We start from the raw sequence: 15358 nt of genomic DNA on the forward strand, positions 1-15358 counted from the left end.
CTAGCGTGGAAGGCACCTCGTCCTGCGGAGGTCCTCATGAACGTACGCGGCACGCTCGCCCCCTGTGCGGGAGTCGTCCTCCTCGCCGCAGTCCTCGCCGGATGCGGTGCGTCCGGCTCCGCCACGGCCGCCGGCCCGAAGCCGCCACCGCCCGCCCCCGCCGAGTCCAACCCACCCGGTGACATCCCCGACAACCAGGCCTATGTGCCCTTCGTGCCGCCCGGCGCGGGGTTCACGATCAGCGTGCCCGAGGGCTGGGCGCGCACCACCACCGGCCCCGTCACCACGTTCACCGACAAGCTGAACCGCATCGAAGTGTCCGAGCACCCCGCCGCGAAGCCGCCCACCCCCGCCTCGGTGACCGCAGGGGACGTGCCGTCGCTGGCCAAGACCGTCCCCGCCTTCGCACCCGGCAAGGCCACCGACGTCAGCCGCAAGGCCGGCACTGCCGTCCTGTACACCTACCAGGGCAACTCGGCCGCGGACCCGGTCACGGGCAAGGCCGTCCGCGACGCCTTCGAGCGGTACGTCTTCCACCACCAGGGCCGTGACGTCGTCGTCACCCTCTCTGGACCGGTCAACGCCGACAACGTCGACCCCTGGCGGACCGTCACCGACTCACTGAGGTGGCGGTGATGGACTCGGGCACTGGCCGCGCGGGCACCGCGCCGGCCCTCGACGCACGCGAGCTGTACCGCTTCTACCGCGCCGGGGAGGAGGAGACCCTCGCCCTGCGCGGAGTGTCCCTCACGGTGGCCCCGGGAGAGCTCGTGGCCGTGGTCGGCCCCTCCGGCTCGGGGAAGTCCACCCTGCTGGCCTGCCTCGCAGGCCTCGACGAGCCCGCCGGCGGGTCCGTACGGATAGCGGGGGAGCGGATCAGCCACCGCCCGGAGGCGGAGCGGGCCAAGATCCGGGCCCGCCGGATCGGCATCCTCCTCCAGACGGAGAACCTGATCGCCCACCTCGACGTGGCACGCAACATCCGCCTCGCCCGCACGGCCGCCGGCCGCCACGGCACCCCGGCGCAGGACATCGACGTAGTCCTGGACCAGGTGGGCCTCCTCGGCCGGGCCCACGCCCTGCCCCGCGAACTGGCCGGTGGCGAACTGGCGCGCGCCGCACTGGCCGTGGCCTTGGCCAACGACCCGGACCTGCTGCTCGCCGACGAGCCCACGGGAGAACTCGACGGGAGCACCGAACGCCGCGTCCTGGAATTGCTGCGGGCCCGAGGCAGCGACGGACGGCGGGGCGTGCTCCTCGTCACCCACAGCACCGCCGTCGTAGGGGGCGCCGACCGGGTCCTGACCCTCCGCGACGGAAGGCTCCGGCCATGACCGGCCGGGTGCTCGTCGCCTGCCGGGACGTCGGGCGGACGTACGGGCGCGGGCCCGCGGCGGTGGTCGCCGTACACGGCACGAACTGCCAGGTGGACGCCCATGACCGGATCGCCGTCATGGGGCCCTCGGGGTCGGGCAAGTCCACCCTGCTCCACCTGATGGCCGGACTGGAACAGCCGACCAGCGGCGAAGTGGTGTGGCCCTGGTACGCGGAAGGCGCCGGCCCGCAGGCTTGGGTACGGGCGAGGGCGATGGCCATCGGGGTCGTCTTCCAGAGCCCCAGCCTCATCGCCACCCTGGACGTCGCAGAGAACACCGGGCTGCCGCTCGTGCTGTCCGGTGAGAGCGCCGACCCCGCCCGTGTGCGGGCGCTCGCCGCCCTGGAGCGCGTCGGTGTCGCAGACCTCGCCGACAGACTGCCCGACGACATCTCGGGAGGCCAGGCGCAGCGCGTCGCGGTCGCCCGGGTGCTGGCCTCCCGGCCCCGGCTCGTCCTGGCCGACGAACCGACCGGCCGTCTCGACCGCACCACGGGCCGCCACGTCGTGGACGTCCTGCTGTCGGCGGTGGACGAGATCGGCGCCGCCCTGGTGGTGAGCACCCACGACCCGGCCGTCGGAGAACGCCTGCGGACCCACTGGACCATGCGCGACGGCCGACTCCTCCTGTACCCGGACGGAGGCACACCGTGAACACCGGCCGGCCGGTAGGCAGGGGCCGGCACTGCCGCGGCCTCCTTGCCCTGGTCGCGCTCTTCCTCGTACCCGCCGCTGCGCTCTTCGCAGCGCTGCCCCACCTCGCCTTGGCCGACGAACCGGCGGGACGCAGCGACCTCACCATCGTCGGGCGCATCGACGACCTCCTCCAGGACGTGGTGCCCGAGACCGGGGCCGCAGGTGCCGGAGGAGGCACACCGTGATCACCGCCTGGCTGGCCGGCCTGCTCCGCCACCGCGGCGGCAGGCTCCTCGTGGCCGCGCTCACCGTAGCCCTCGCCGTCGCACTCATCGCCGCGCTCGGTACGTTCCTGACCGCCTCCCGCTCGACGATGACCGCACGCGCCGCCCGGTTCGTCGCCGTCGACTGGCAGGTACAGCTCCAGCCCACCGCGCAGCCCGCCACCGTGCTCGACACGATCCGCCACACCCCCGGGATCCGCACCGCACTGCCCGTCACCTATGCCCGCAGCACCGGCTTCCAGACGAAGGCCGCAGGTTCCGTACAGACCACCGGCGACGGCGTGGTGCTCGGCATCCCCGACGGCTACCGCAGCGCCTTCCCGGGCGAGATACGGCCGCTGACCGGCGCCCGGGACGGAGTCCTCCTCGCCCAGCAGACCGCCGCCAACCTGCACGCCGAACCCGGCGACACCGTCCGCATCGCGCTGCCGGGCTCGGCCGACACCACCGTCACGGTCGCCGGAGTCGTCGACCTGCCCCAGGCCGACTCCCTGTTCCAGAGGGTCGGTGCCCCGCCCCAGTCACAACCCGCCGCCCCGCCCGACAACGTCGTGCTCCTGCCCGCCGCCCTGTTCGACTCCCTCACCGCGCGCACCAGGGCCCTGGATCCCGCCGCCGTCACCACGCAGGTGCACGCAGCCAGGGACGGGGGCCTGCCCGCCGACCCCGCCGCCGCTTTCACGGCCGTCACCGGAGCCGCCCACCACCTCGAAGCCCGCCTCTCCGGAGCCGTCCAGGTCGGCGACAACCTCGGCGCGGCCCTGGACGCCGCCCGCCAGGACGCCTTGTACGCCCAGCTGCTCTTCCTGTTCCTCGGAGCCCCCGGCGTGGTCCTCGCAGCCCTGCTCACCTCCGCCCTGGTCAGCGCCGGAGCGGACCGCCGCCGCCGGGAGCAGGCCCTGCTGCGCACCCGCGGCCTGGACCGGCGCCGGGTCGCCGCGCTCGCCGCCGTCGAGGCCGGCGCCATCGGCCTGGGCGGCGGCCTGCTCGGCATCGCCCTCGCCGCCCTGGCCGGCCGGATCGCCTTCGGCCCGGCCTCGTTCGGGGCCGCCGGCCTCGTACCGCTGCGCTGGGCCCTCATCGCCCTCGCCATCGGTGCGGCCGTCGCGGCCGCGACCGTCCTGCTGCCCGCCGTACGGGACCAGCGCACCATCACGGTCACCTCCGCGCGCCGCAGCCTCCCGTCAACCGGCACCCCCCTGTGGCAGCGCACCGGATTCGACTTCATCCTGCTGGCGGTCGCGCTCCTCCTCTTCCGGGCCGCCGCCGGCAACCAGTACGCCCTGGTCCTCGCCCCCGAAGGAGTGGCGAGCATTTCGGTGTCCTACTGGGCCTTCCTCGGCCCCGCGCTGCTGTGGCTGGGCTCCGCGCTGCTCCTGTGGCGCCTGACGACGTACGCCTTCGCCCACGGCCGGCGCCCGCTCACGTTCCTGGTCCGGCCGCTGACCGGCACCCTCGCCGCCGCTACGGCCTCCGGCATGGCCCGCCAGCGCCGCGTCCTGGCCCGCTCCGTCGTCCTGCTCGCCCTCGCCGTGTCCTTCGCACTCTCCACCGCCGCCTTCAACGACACCTACCGCCACCAGGCAGAAGTGGACGCCCAGCTCACCAACGGCGCCGACGTCACCGTCACCCGGTCACCCGGCGCGACGACCGGCCCCGACGCCGGGCACGCCCTGGCCTCCGTCCAGGGAGTGCGCCACGTCGAACCGCTCCAACACCGCTTCGCCTACGTCGGATCCGACCTCCAGGACCTCTATGGCGTCAACCCCGCCACCATCACCTCCGCAACCGCGCTCCAGGACACCTATTTCGCGGGCGGCAGCGCCCGGAGCCTCCTGGACAAGCTCGCGGCCCGCCCCGACTCGGTCCTCGTCAGCGAGGAAACGGTGAAGGACTTCCAGCTCACCCCAGGCGACCGGCTCAACCTGCGCCTCCAGGACGACCGGACCAAGCAGCTGCGCACGGTGCAGTTCCACTACGCGGGCGTCGTCAAGGAGTTCCCGACCGCCCCCAAGGACAGCTTCTTCGTCGCCAACGCCGCGTACGTCGCCCGCGAGACCGGCAGCGACGCCGTCGGCGCCTTCCTCGTCGACACCGGCGGCGTACACCAGCAGGCCGTCGCCGCCCGGCTGCGCGAGCGACTGGGCGCCACGGCCACGGTCACCGACCTCACCCAGACCCGATCCGCCGTCGGCTCCAGCCTCACGTCTGTGGACCTCGCCGGACTGACCCGGATCGAACTCGGCTTCGCCGTGGCTCTGGCCGCGGGCTCCGGAGGGGCGGTACTCGCCCTCGGTCTGACCGAGCGCCGCCGGACCCTCGCGGTGGCGAGCGTTCTCGGCGCCACCCGGCAACATCTGCGCGGCATGGTCTTCGCCGAGGCGGCCACCGTCGCCCTCGCCGGCCTCGCCGGGGGCGCTCTCATCGGCTGGGCCCTCGCGCAGATGCTCGTGAAGGTCCTCACTGGCGTCTTCGACCCGCCGCCGTCCTCCCTGTCCCTCCCCTGGCCCTACCTGTCCCTGACCCTCCTCGCGACGCTCGCGGCCCTCACCGCCGCCGCCCTGCACGGCGCCCGCGGCTCCGGCCGCCCCGCCGTCGAAGAGCTCCGCGAACCGTGACCAGCCCATAACCTCACACCATGAGCACCGGTACCGCGGGGCGCCCGCCCACCGCCCTGGTCATCGAGGACGACGACACCATCGGCCGCCACCTGGAGCGCGGACTGCGCGGCAACGGCTACACCACCACCTGGTGCCGCACCGGCTCCGCCGCCCTGACCGCCGCCCACCACAACCCGCCCGACCTCGTCCTCCTCGATCTGGGCCTGCCCGACCTCGACGGGATCGACCTCGCCCGCCGCCTGCGCGAGGACCTTCCGGACCTCCTGATCGTCATCCTCACCGCCCGCACCGACGAGATCGACGTGATCGCGGGACTGGACTCGGGCGCCGACGACTACCTGGTCAAGCCCTTCAGCATGACCGTCCTCCTCGCCCGCCTGCGCGCCCACCTGCGCCGCAGACCTCCATCCGAGGCGCAGCAGGAGAACGAGCCCATCCAGCTGGGAGACCTCACCGTCGATACGGCAGCCCGGCGTGTGCTGGTTGCGGGCGAGGAGGTCCCCCTGCGGACGAAGGAGTTCGAACTCCTCGCCGAGCTCGCCCGCCACCAGGGGAGCGCCGTCTCCCGGGAGACGCTGATGGCACAGGTGTGGGACGAGAACTGGTTCGGCCCGACCAAGACCCTCGACGTCACCATGGCCTCCCTCCGCCGCCGACTCCACACGGCCGAGGCCGCGGCACCGGGCACCGTCCACCTCCCGCAGATCACGACACTCCGCGGCCACGGCTACCGACTCGACCCGACGCCTTCCGGATGACCCGCCACCCTCGGTGCCCTAGAAGAAGCCGACCTGCCTCGGCGAGTAGCTGACCAGCAGGTTCTTGGTCCACTGGTAGTGCTCCAGCATCATCTTGTGGGTCTCGCGGCCGATGCCGGACTGCTTCGTCCCTCCGAAAGCAGCGTGGGCCGGGTAGGCGTGGTAGCAGTTCGTCCAGACGCGGCCCGCCTGGATCGCGCGGCCCGCGCGGTAGGCGGTGTTGATGTCGCGGGTCCACACGCCCGCGCCCAGGCCGTACGCCGTGTCGTTCGCGATGCGGACGGCGTCGTCGAAGTCCTGGAAGGAGGTCACCGACACCACCGGGCCGAAGATCTCCTCCTGGAAGATCCGCATGCGGTTGTCGCCCTCGAAGATGGTGGGCTCGACGTAGAAGCCGCCCGACAGGTCCCCGTCCAGCTCCCGGCGCTCGCCACCGGTGAGGATCTTCGCGCCCTCCCGCTGGCCGATCTCCACGTACGAGAGGATCTTGCGCAGCTGCTCCTCCGAGGCCTGGGCGCCGATCATCGTCTCCGTGTCCAACGGGTGGCCCGGCACGATGAGTTCCGTGCGGGCCACCGCCGCGTCGAGGAAGTCCCCGTACCGGCCGCGCTCGATCAGGGCGCGCGACGGGCTGGTGCACACCTCGCCCTGGTTGAGGGCGAACATGGTGAAGCCCTCCAGGGCCTTGTCGCGCAGGTCGTCGTCCGTGGTCCAGATGTCGTCGAAGAAGAGGTTCGGGCTCTTGCCGCCCAGTTCGAGGGTCACCGGCTTGAGGTGCTCGGCCGCGTACTGCATGATCAGCTGCCCGGTCGAGGTCTCCCCGGTGAAGGCGATCTTGGCGACGCGCGGGCTGGAGGCGAGCGGCTTGCCCGCCTCCTCACCGAAGCCGTTGACGATGTTCACCACGCCCGGCGGCAGCAGGTCGGTCACCAGGCTCAGCCAGTAGTGGACGGAGGCCGGGGTCTGTTCCGCCGGCTTGAGCACCACGGTGTTGCCCGCCGCCAGGGCGGGAGCGAGCTTCCACACCGCCATCAGGATCGGGAAGTTCCACGGGATGATCTGCCCGACCACACCCAGCGGCTCGTGGAAGTGGTAGGCCACCGTGTCGTCGTCGAGCTGGCTCAGGGCCCCCTCCTGGGCGCGCAGGGCTCCCGCGAAATAGCGGAACTGGTCGATGGCGAGCGGGAGATCCGCCGCGAGGGTCTCGCGGACCGGCTTGCCGTTCTCCCAGGTCTCCGCTACCGCGAGGGCCTCCAGGTTCTGCTCCATCCGGTCCGCGATGCGCAGCAGGATGGTCGACCGCTCCGCCACCGAGGTCCGCCCCCAGGCCGGCGCGGCCGCGTGGGCCGCGTCCAGCGCGCGCTCCACGTCCTCCGCCGTGCCGCGCGCGACCTCCGTGAAGGTCTGGCCGTTGACGGGGGAGGGGTTCGCGAAGTACTCGCCGCGGGCGGGTCCGACGTACTCGCCGCCGATGAAGTGGTCGTAGCGGGACGCGTACGACATGAGCGCCCCCTCGGTACCGGGCGCAGCGTAACGGGCCATGGTGTCCTCCCACGTGACGGGCGCCGGCCACCGTCGGACAGCGCTCGGGGGAGGCTAGGAGCGGACAGGTTGCGGATACGTTGCACACGTGCTGCGGTCGCGCCACGACGGCTTCGTTATGCCGAGCTCGCGGTCCAGGGCGTGTACGCGGGCCAGCGCGGCCGGCCTGCCCTCGGGCGGCAGCGCCGCGGCCAGGGCCCGCCACGCCTCCGGATCGTCCGCGCCCCACGGACTGCACACCCAGTCGGTCAACAGCCCGGCGTCCGCACGGGCGATGACGGCGGCCCGCGCCTGGTCCTCGATCCGGCGGCGCAGCCGCACGATGCCGGGCGCGGTCGAAGCGGGGAGGAGGGGGCCGGGGTAGTGGTGGAGGGCGGCGGAGACCGCGCCGGCGGCCAGGTGCCGGGTCAGCGTGGTGAAGTCCGCGTCCAGCGGGCCGGCGGTGCGGTAGGGGCGCGAGAGCGGGGCGGCCGGGCCCAACAGGGCGCGCAGGCGGGAGATTTCGGCGCGTAACGTCACCGGTGACACCGACTCGTCCTCGTAGAGTGCGATCGCCAGTTCTTCGCCCGACAACCCCTCCGGATGGTGCGCCAGCAGCGCCATGATCTCGCTGTGCCGCCGGCCCAGCCGCACCGTCCGCCCGCCGGTGACCAGCAGCGCCTCGTCCTGGCCGAGGGCGGTCAGGGTGTCCCCGACGGCGGGCGGTGCCGGGTCGAGCAGGGCCAGTTGGGCCTCCGCGGCCCGGGCCACCGCCCGGACGAGCGCGAGCGAGTGGGGGTGCGCGAGGCCGTCGCCGCCGGTGATGTCCACCGCGCCCAGCAGCCGGCCCGTCCGCGGATCCCGAACCGGGGCCGCCGCACAGGTCCACGGATGGACCCGGCGGCTGAAGTGCTCGGCCCCGAAGACCTGAACGGGCTCGCCGACCGCGACCGCCGTACCGGGGGCGTTCGTTCCCATCGCCGTCTCCGCCCACCGCGCGCCCGGGACGAAGCCGAGCCGCTCCGCGCGGCGCAGCGTGTCCGGTTCGCCCTCCACCCAGAGCAGGCTGCCGCGCGCGTCGCACACCGCCAGCAGATGCGCCCCTTGTGCGGCGAACTCCCCGACGAGCTCCCGGAACAGCGGCATCACGCGGGAGAGCGGGTGCTCCTCGCGGTACGGCCGCAGTTGCGCCTCCGCGAGCTCCACGCGGGGCGCGCACTCCGGGCTGACGCGGGCCCGAGCGCACCGCCGCCAGGACCGCGCGATCACCGCCCGGACCGGGGCCTCGACCCGCCCGTCCCGGGTGAACACGGCATGGGCCCGCCGCAGTTCGCGCGTGCGCTCGGCGGGATCGGCCCCGCCCGGCAGCGCCACCGAAGGATCGTCCATGTCACCCTCCCGTGGTGCCGCGGTACCCGGAGCGCCCCATCGTCGTCCCGGCACCGGGCCACGGCAAGCGGTACGTCGGCCACTGCGGGTGGCTGCGTCGGCCACGGCGGGGTCGCTACGTCGGCCGGTCCGGGCCGAAACGTGGTTGGGGGGCGGCTTCGCGGGGTGCGGGGTCCGGTGCGTGCTCCGGGTCCGCAGGGTCCGATGGGTCAGGGGCTTCCGGGTCCGCCGGGTCAGGGGCTTCCGGCGGCGTCGGGTCAGGGGCGACACGAGGCGAAGCGAAGGGCGCCCCCTGGAGTGGGAGCGCCCTTCCTTGTGCACTGAGTGTTCCGGCGCGGCCTAGGCGAAGAACGAGGAGAACTTCTCCCGTACGGCCTCGCCGTACTCGTCGAGCTGCTTCCCGTCCCGTGCGGAGAGGAAGACCAGGCCGAGGTCCAGGGAATCAAGCAGGGACCGGGTCGCCGGGTAGTCCTCGCCCGCGCGGGCGTTGACCATCACCTCGTGCACGCCCGGCAGTGCCCTCAGCGCGTCCTCGTCCGGCTGGGTGACACACCGCGTGGCCTCGTCCAGGCTGAAGAAGATGATCGCGCCGTCGCGGGGGAGGGAATAGCTGCCGCCCTCCGTGGAGAGGGGGGTGTTCCTCAACTTGTGCGCGACGTATTCGCACTCCCGGTGGATCTGGGAGACGCCCGTCAGCTTGAACGTCTTCAGAGGATGTCCCGCGCCGTGGGCACGTGCGCCGAAGTCGATCAGGCGCGGGCCGGTGTGGGCGTTGTACATGATCTCCATGTGCGAGGGCCCGACATGCACCCCGAGGGCGCCCAGAACGTCCTCGGCGTACCGGGTGATCTCACTGGCCGGCGGTCCATCGGGGGAGATCCACTGGATCCGCTCGTAGATGAAGTCGCCTTGGGCGGAGAGACGCTTGTCGTAGCGGCTCAGGCCAAGGATCTCGTGGACCCCGTCGTGGGAGAACGTATCGACCACGTACTCGATCTGCGGCGCGGGGAAGAGCTCCTGCACCAAGGCGCTGGGACTGTCGCCGAAGAACCCCGGTGCGCCGAGAATGCTGCGGACCGCCGCCTGCAGCTCGCCCGAGTCCTTCACCATCCGGACGCCCACCGATCCGGCACCCGTGGAGGGCTTGACGACCGCGGGCAGGGACGCGCTGTGCTCGGAGATGAGCTCCTCGGAGAGATCGGTTCCCGGTGCGATCGCCTGCGTCCGCAGGCAGGGGACGCCGTTCTCCTTCAGGGCGGAGAACATGAACTCCTTGTCCCAGCGCTTGCGGGACTCGCCCGCACTGTTCGCCGGGCACTGTGGGATCGCCTCCTGCAGGTACTCGACCAGTGCGATGCCGGACTCGGTACCTGCAATCACGTACGCGACGTCCTGCGCGACGCAGTGGGCCAGCAGGCGCTCCCGGTCACCCCCGAAGTCGCGCTCGAAGTCGAGAGCACCAGGTGTGCTCCCGCTGCGCAGCCCGGCGGCCAGCGCTCGCCCGGTGTCCAGGAGCATGACCGGGACGCCGGCATCGGCCAGAATCGGCGGGTAGAGAGTCCCGGAGCTGACGGGGTCCACGATGAGGACCTTAGACGGCTGCTTCGACTCGCTCACGAGTCACCACCTTTTCCTTGCCTGTCGCCACCAGAAGGACGGCGAGTACGAGGCCGACCACGGCGATTCCGATCCAGAAGACGACCCGGTCGTGCAGGACTCCCCATGCTCCGACGGCAGGTCCGAGGGCGATGCCGGTGGACTGTGCGGCGGACAGGTAGCCCTGGTACCGCGCGTTCTCGGCAGGCCCGGCGAGTTCGGCGACCGAGGAATTTCCGAGCGGAGCGAAAATGGCCTCGCCGAGAGAGAAGAACACGAAGCCGATGATGCAGACCGCCCACGCCGAGGAAAGACCGCAGACCGCCAGCCCGACACAGGTCAGGACAGAACCGACTGCGAAGGCCTTGCCCCAGTTGAATTTCGCCGTCAAGGTGCTGAGCGGAAGCTCGAAGACGATGATCACGATGGGGTTGATGAGGAGGAGGATCGCGTAGAGGCGATCGCCTCCGCTGAGACGGTCGAGAGAAAGGGGAATTCCGCTCTGGTGCTGTGCGTAAACAGCGATCGTGACACCGAAGGCAACGATGACGGACCAGATCCGAATCTTCTTGCGCTGAGCGGTGGCCTGGTCCTCGGCGCGAGCTTCTTCGGCCTTGGGGGCGGCCTCCTTCGGCGCACTGCTCGACGTCTGCGGGCGTATCCACTTCTGCCCCGCGACGAGAAGCACGCCGGCCGCGAGTGATCCGACTGCGGACATCGTGAAGAGAAGCGGGAACTGTGAGAATCCCACGATTCCTGCCACGGCCGGAGCCGCGACCATGCCCACGTTGAGGAATATCCGGTAGAAGGCGAAGGCGGTGACCGTGGGGCCTTCGTACTCTGAGGATGAAACCAGCGCGGCTGACGGTCCCACGAAGGACTGCGAAATCGCAACACTCACGGCGGCGACCGGAATGGAAGCGTACGGGCTGTCCGTCAGGAAGGAGAGGGCGAAGAGCAGCGGGACGTTGATGAAGCAGCCCGCCGCGAGAACCCGGAAGCTACCGAGCTTCTCCGCTGTCCTGCCGCCGACGATCGACCCGAGTATTCCTGCCGTGCCAACGGCGAGCAGCGCGAACGCGACCGTGCTGGACGTCGCCTTCATTCCTTGGAAGAAGACGGCTGCGAAAAGCCCGAGGAACCCTACGCACCGATTGATCAGGGTGGCAACCGAAACGATCCAGATCTGCGCAGGGAACCTTCGCAGATCCTGCATGCTCAGGCTCAACGCGCCCCACTCAGAAAGTCACCGTGAGAGACAGTGTGAGCGGCCTTGCCGCCCTCGGGGATGATGAAGTAGACGCAGCCCTGCTCGCCGGCCGTGGACTGGTGAATCGTGCCTGCCGGCAGTTCGATCCGAGTGCCCGCGGTCGCCTTGTCCTCGGTCACCGTCTCCGGTCCCCCGCCGTGGGCGGCGTACTCGACGACCATGTAGCCCGAGAGGACGACAAGGGTCTCGTGAACCGAGTGACTGTGCCAGGAGTGCACCTTCCCGGGGGCGTCACGCTGCAATTCGATTCCTCCCTGGGTGGGGAGGAACTTGGCCGCGGCCTCGGCGATTCCCAGCTCGGGTTCCTGAATAATCATCGTTTCGGTCATCTCGGATTCCTTTCGTGTGACAAAGCTGATGGGGCACTTGCCTCGCGCGATGACGTCCTGTCCATCGTCCAGGTAGTACTGGCGCCATTCGCTGTTCGTTTCTTCGCCAAAATTGCCGAGCATGGCGGTGAGCGGCGCGGTGTCGTATTCGTCGATTCGGCCTCGGATCACCTTGCGCGCATTGTCACCCGGCTTCGTCCCGTGCTTGATGTCATCGAAGACGAACCTCGGCTGGAAGGTGATCGCGACGCGCTCGAACTGTCGGCTGCGTCGAGCGGTGTGCAGCGGAGTGTTCACCACGACAAACATGGGAACCCCGTTGAAGCAGTACTCGAACGTGGAGTCGTCCGTGTCCGCCGAGTATTCGGACGGCCAGGGGGTCTCGTCGAAGGAGGACGTCCTTTCGAGTAGCTTCCAGAACTCCTGGTAGTAGCTCTCGTGCGTCTCTTCCGGAGCATTCCACGATTCGAAGAAGACGACCAGCGAGGTGCGCCGTCCCAGCTCTTCGCAGATGGAGGTGAAGGAGCGGAGGGTCGCGGACAGCTGCTCGGCATGGGATCCCGAGTCGATGAAGCCGTACCGCAGGGTTTTCCGTACTACTGCGTCGACGCCGAAGATGCAGGGAAATTTGTCTTCGGGGTCGAGCATCCGTCCTTCGAAGGAGGCGATGGCCTCGGACTGCCAAACATGCGGCGGGAAAGGAGTCGAGCCCGGAACGGTAAGGAATTCAGAATTCAGTGCGTCGGTGGACACTGTAATGCGACCTCAGATTTCTCGTGGATCTCTACGGCCCATTCACCATGTCATCCGAACTGCTTCGAATTCAATTCCTCGCGGAGTGGTAAAGATCACTGCCGCGAAATTTCCACACCTCTCCCCTCGTTTGGAATTCACCTTTCATTTTCTCTGCTTCCACTATCGGCCGGGCGTCGAGTGCCGGGTGCGAAGCCGACGAAGCATGCGCGCATCCTCGAACCCGACCTCTCGGGCCGCGGACTCGATCGTCGCCCCGTGCCCGATGAGGTGGTCCGCCCGTTCCATGCGCAGCGCCTGTTGGTAACGGAGCGGAGTCATGCCGCTGGTGGCCTCCGCGAACTGGCGGGTAAGGGTGCGGGGGCTGACGCCGGCATGGGCGGCGAGGCGGGCGAGGGGCAGTGACTCGACGTAGTGGGTGTCGATCAGGTCCTGGACGCGGTGGACGTTGTCGTCCAGGTGGTTGCGATGGCGCAGCATCGCGCTGTCCTGGGGTTCGTGGCCGTTGCGACGGGCGTAGACGACCATCTCCCTGGCAGCCTTGGCGGCGAGACCTGGTCCGTGCCGGGTGGCGAGCAAGTGCAGAGCCAGGTCGATGCCGCTGGCGATGCCCGCCGCGGTCACCACCCGGTCGTCAGAGGTGAACAGCACGTCCCGGAGCACGGTCGCCCGGGGATGGCGGGCGGCGAACGCGTCCTGGAGCTGGTGGTGAGTGGTGCAGTTCCGACCGTCCAGAAGGCCCGCCTGGCCCAGGACCTGCGCTCCGACGCACACGCTGGCGACAGTGCCACCCGAAGCATGGTGCGCACGCAGCCATTCCAGTGTTTCGGGACTCACTTCCGCATCCCGCAGGACGGGCGCCCGCCATCCCGGGATCACGACCAGGTCGTCCTCGCGCAGATCGGGCAGGTGTCGCTGGGCGGTGAGCACGAGGCCCTGCGCGCTGACGATCTGCTCGTGCTCGGAGACGTAACTGAAGGTGTACGGGAGGCCCAGTTCCTCGGCCGCACTGAACACCTGGGCCGGACCGGCGAGGTCGAGCAGGTGGACCTCGGGGAACAGGACGAAGACAACGTGCGTCATGCCGAAGAGGCTGCCAGTTCGTCCACGGTGGCGATGCGGGCGAAGCGGTCACGCAGAACGGCCTGTGTACGTTCGATGATCGCCTCGGCGCCGAGGTCACCGATCGGATTGGTCGTGGTCGCGTCGGGGACGAAGACGACCTCGTATCCCAGGTCGCTGCCGAGTCGGGCCGTGGTCTCCACGCACTGCTCGGTGCGGATGCCGCAGACCCACAGCTCGCCGACGCCGGCCTCGGTCAGCCGCCGCTGAAGGTCGGTGGTGGTGAACGCGTTGTGCGAGGTCTTGTAGAGCACCGGCTCGTCTGGACGCGGCTGCTCCAGTTCGTCGAAGAGCCGGACATGCCCCAGGGCCGGGTCGAACACGCCTCCGCTACCGGGCTCCGTGTGCAGTACCCACACGACCAGATCTCCGTTGTCCCGCGCCAGCCGGACCAGCCGGTTCACGGGCTCGCTGATGCGAGGATGGGCGATGTGCTCCCACAGAGGCCGGGCCCGGAAGGATTCCTGGACATCGATCACCAGCAGCGCGCGATTCATGTACACCATTCTGAACAGCGAACATCGGCGTTCGACAGTCATGATTGTGACCACTAGCGGAACGATCTGGTCACGGTGGCGACGGTACCCATCGCCGCTGACGGCAATCATCGCCAGGGGGCGGCGGCATTCGTACGGCGGGCTTCGGCCGGGTCGATGAGGACCCACTGGTCGCGCCGGCCGGGCCAGGGGGCGGTTCGCCTCGGGGAGGCGGTCGAGTTCGGCGGCGGTGATCACTTGGCGGACTGTTCGCGCGACCGGGAACGCATGGTCGTGGCGGCGCGTTGAGGGGGTAAGTGCTCGACGACAGGAGGAGGTGTCCGCGGATGTCCACCAGCGGAAAGGTCGCGGTTGCCGGAGTCGTGGCAGCCATCGTGTTGTTCTGGGCGGTCGGCTTCTGGGCGGGGCTGCTGGTCCTGATCGGTGTCCCGACGGCGGCTTACTTCCTGCTGGATTCCTCCCAGCGGCGTCGTCTGCGGGGTATATCCAGGAAGCAGATCGGCCGCTGACGGCGGCGCCCGCGGTGGCGGCGCGCGGGCCCGGTCGGCCGTGGCGCCACGGCCGGGCGGCGGCGCCCGCGTCGCCAGGGCGGGCGGCTGCGCGGGGCTGGTCCGGAGCGCCGGCCGGGATCGTCGGCTCCGGTTCGAGAGAGATCCGGGCCGACGGGTCCACGAGCTGCGCCCATACGGACGGACGGCGTGCGCCGCCGCCCGGCGGCGCTCAGTAGTAGTCGCGCATCAAGGCGGTCGCCCACTCGGGCTGCCGCAGGTCGCCGCGCGGTCCGAATTCGGTCATGTACGGCTTGAGGTCGAGCACCGGCGTCCCGTCCACGGCGTCGAGGCCCTCGACGTGGACGTCCAGGCCGTCCACCTTCACCACCCGGCACCGCGACAGGCCGAGCCGGTTCGGCCGGTTCTTGCCCCGCTGGGCGAAGATGCCGACCAGCGGCCAGTCCTGGTTGCCCCGGGGGTGCCGTGCGCCCGTTTCGATCTTCTCCACCGGCACCCGGTCGAAGTGGTAGACCACCTCGATGTGGGAGAAGTCCTCCAGTCCGAACAGCGCCTCGGGACCGAACCGCCGGCCGTCCAGGCGGATCACCGCCGTCTCGCGCCCCCAGTCGTCGTCGACGACCTCCGCGCGGCCGCCCACGACCACGCCGACCGGCTCCGACTCCACCATCACGTCTCCCCTCGTGTGCGAACCGTGG

The 15358-nt window shown here is 70.5% G+C and carries 15 protein-coding genes; 7 read left to right on the forward strand and 8 right to left on the reverse strand.

Annotation, left to right across the window (positions count from 1 at the left end; genetic code table 11):
* The first annotated feature begins 36 nt into the window (after window positions 1-36).
* Genes ACGFYU_RS04160 through ACGFYU_RS04185 form a run of 6 tightly spaced genes read left to right on the forward strand, consistent with a single transcriptional unit; the run spans window position 37 to window position 5674 of the window.
* Window positions 37-636 (forward strand): hypothetical protein, encoded by a 600-nt coding sequence (locus ACGFYU_RS04160; protein ID WP_393825673.1) that lies wholly within the window; start codon window positions 37-39, stop codon window positions 634-636.
* Entirely contained in the window at window positions 636-1334 is a 699-nt protein-coding gene (locus tag ACGFYU_RS04165) for an ABC transporter ATP-binding protein (protein WP_393825674.1), read from the forward strand. The genes ACGFYU_RS04160 and ACGFYU_RS04165 overlap by 1 nt, the downstream gene beginning before the upstream one ends.
* Entirely contained in the window at window positions 1331-2029 is a 699-nt protein-coding gene (locus ACGFYU_RS04170; RefSeq protein ID WP_393825675.1) for an ABC transporter ATP-binding protein, read from the forward strand. Before ACGFYU_RS04165 ends, ACGFYU_RS04170 begins: the two co-directional genes overlap by 4 nt.
* Window positions 2026-2256, forward strand: a complete 231-nt coding sequence (locus ACGFYU_RS04175; protein WP_393825676.1) for a hypothetical protein — start codon at window positions 2026-2028, stop codon at window positions 2254-2256. Before ACGFYU_RS04170 ends, ACGFYU_RS04175 begins: the two co-directional genes overlap by 4 nt.
* Entirely contained in the window at window positions 2253-4913 is a 2661-nt protein-coding gene (locus tag ACGFYU_RS04180; RefSeq protein ID WP_393825677.1) for an FtsX-like permease family protein, read from the forward strand. The genes ACGFYU_RS04175 and ACGFYU_RS04180 overlap by 4 nt, the downstream gene beginning before the upstream one ends.
* 20 nt (window positions 4914-4933) lie before the next feature.
* The gene (locus tag ACGFYU_RS04185) at window positions 4934-5674 is read left to right on the forward strand and encodes a response regulator transcription factor (RefSeq protein ID WP_393825678.1); all 741 of its coding nucleotides are present in this window, start codon (window positions 4934-4936) and stop codon (window positions 5672-5674) included.
* An 18-nt stretch (window positions 5675-5692) separates the two neighbouring features.
* Here ACGFYU_RS04185 and ACGFYU_RS04190 read toward each other — a convergent pair whose 3' ends face one another.
* The 7 genes from ACGFYU_RS04190 to ACGFYU_RS04220 all read right to left on the reverse strand — a co-directional run bounded on the left by ACGFYU_RS04190 (window position 5693) and on the right by ACGFYU_RS04220 (window position 14151).
* The gene (locus ACGFYU_RS04190; protein WP_393825679.1) at window positions 5693-7216 is read right to left on the reverse strand and encodes an aldehyde dehydrogenase family protein; all 1524 of its coding nucleotides are present in this window, start codon (window positions 7214-7216) and stop codon (window positions 5693-5695) included.
* A gap of 54 nt (window positions 7217-7270) precedes the next feature.
* Window positions 7271-8584, reverse strand: coding sequence for a GAF domain-containing protein (locus ACGFYU_RS04195; RefSeq protein ID WP_393825680.1), 1314 nt, complete (start codon window positions 8582-8584; stop codon window positions 7271-7273).
* 339 nt (window positions 8585-8923) lie between these two features.
* Window positions 8924-10201 (reverse strand): ATP-grasp domain-containing protein, encoded by a 1278-nt coding sequence (locus tag ACGFYU_RS04200; RefSeq protein WP_393825681.1) that lies wholly within the window; start codon window positions 10199-10201, stop codon window positions 8924-8926.
* Window positions 10176-11396, reverse strand: coding sequence for an MFS transporter (locus ACGFYU_RS04205; RefSeq protein ID WP_393825682.1), 1221 nt, complete (start codon window positions 11394-11396; stop codon window positions 10176-10178). The genes ACGFYU_RS04200 and ACGFYU_RS04205 overlap by 26 nt, the downstream gene beginning before the upstream one ends.
* An 8-nt stretch (window positions 11397-11404) precedes the next feature.
* Complete coding sequence (locus ACGFYU_RS04210; protein ID WP_393825683.1) at window positions 11405-12532, reverse strand: YqcI/YcgG family protein; 1128 nt, start codon at window positions 12530-12532, stop codon at window positions 11405-11407.
* A gap of 162 nt (window positions 12533-12694) precedes the next feature.
* On the reverse strand, window positions 12695-13615 hold the full coding sequence (locus tag ACGFYU_RS04215) for a GlxA family transcriptional regulator (protein ID WP_393825684.1): 921 nt from the start codon (window positions 13613-13615) through the stop codon (window positions 12695-12697).
* On the reverse strand, window positions 13612-14151 hold the full coding sequence (locus ACGFYU_RS04220; protein WP_393825685.1) for a cysteine hydrolase family protein: 540 nt from the start codon (window positions 14149-14151) through the stop codon (window positions 13612-13614). The genes ACGFYU_RS04215 and ACGFYU_RS04220 overlap by 4 nt, the downstream gene beginning before the upstream one ends.
* A gap of 326 nt (window positions 14152-14477) precedes the next feature.
* Here ACGFYU_RS04220 and ACGFYU_RS04225 point away from each other — a divergent pair, with 326 nt between their 5' ends.
* Complete coding sequence (locus tag ACGFYU_RS04225; protein ID WP_393825686.1) at window positions 14478-14660, forward strand: hypothetical protein; 183 nt, start codon at window positions 14478-14480, stop codon at window positions 14658-14660.
* 211 nt (window positions 14661-14871) lie between these two features.
* Here the strand turns inward: ACGFYU_RS04225 and ACGFYU_RS04230 are convergent, their stop codons facing one another.
* On the reverse strand, window positions 14872-15330 hold the full coding sequence (locus ACGFYU_RS04230; protein WP_393825687.1) for an SAM-dependent methyltransferase: 459 nt from the start codon (window positions 15328-15330) through the stop codon (window positions 14872-14874).
* Between the last annotated feature and the right edge of the window lie 28 nt (window positions 15331-15358).

Source organism: Streptomyces sp. NPDC048337, assembly GCF_043201175.1.
GTDB lineage: Bacteria > Actinomycetota > Actinomycetes > Streptomycetales > Streptomycetaceae > Streptomyces.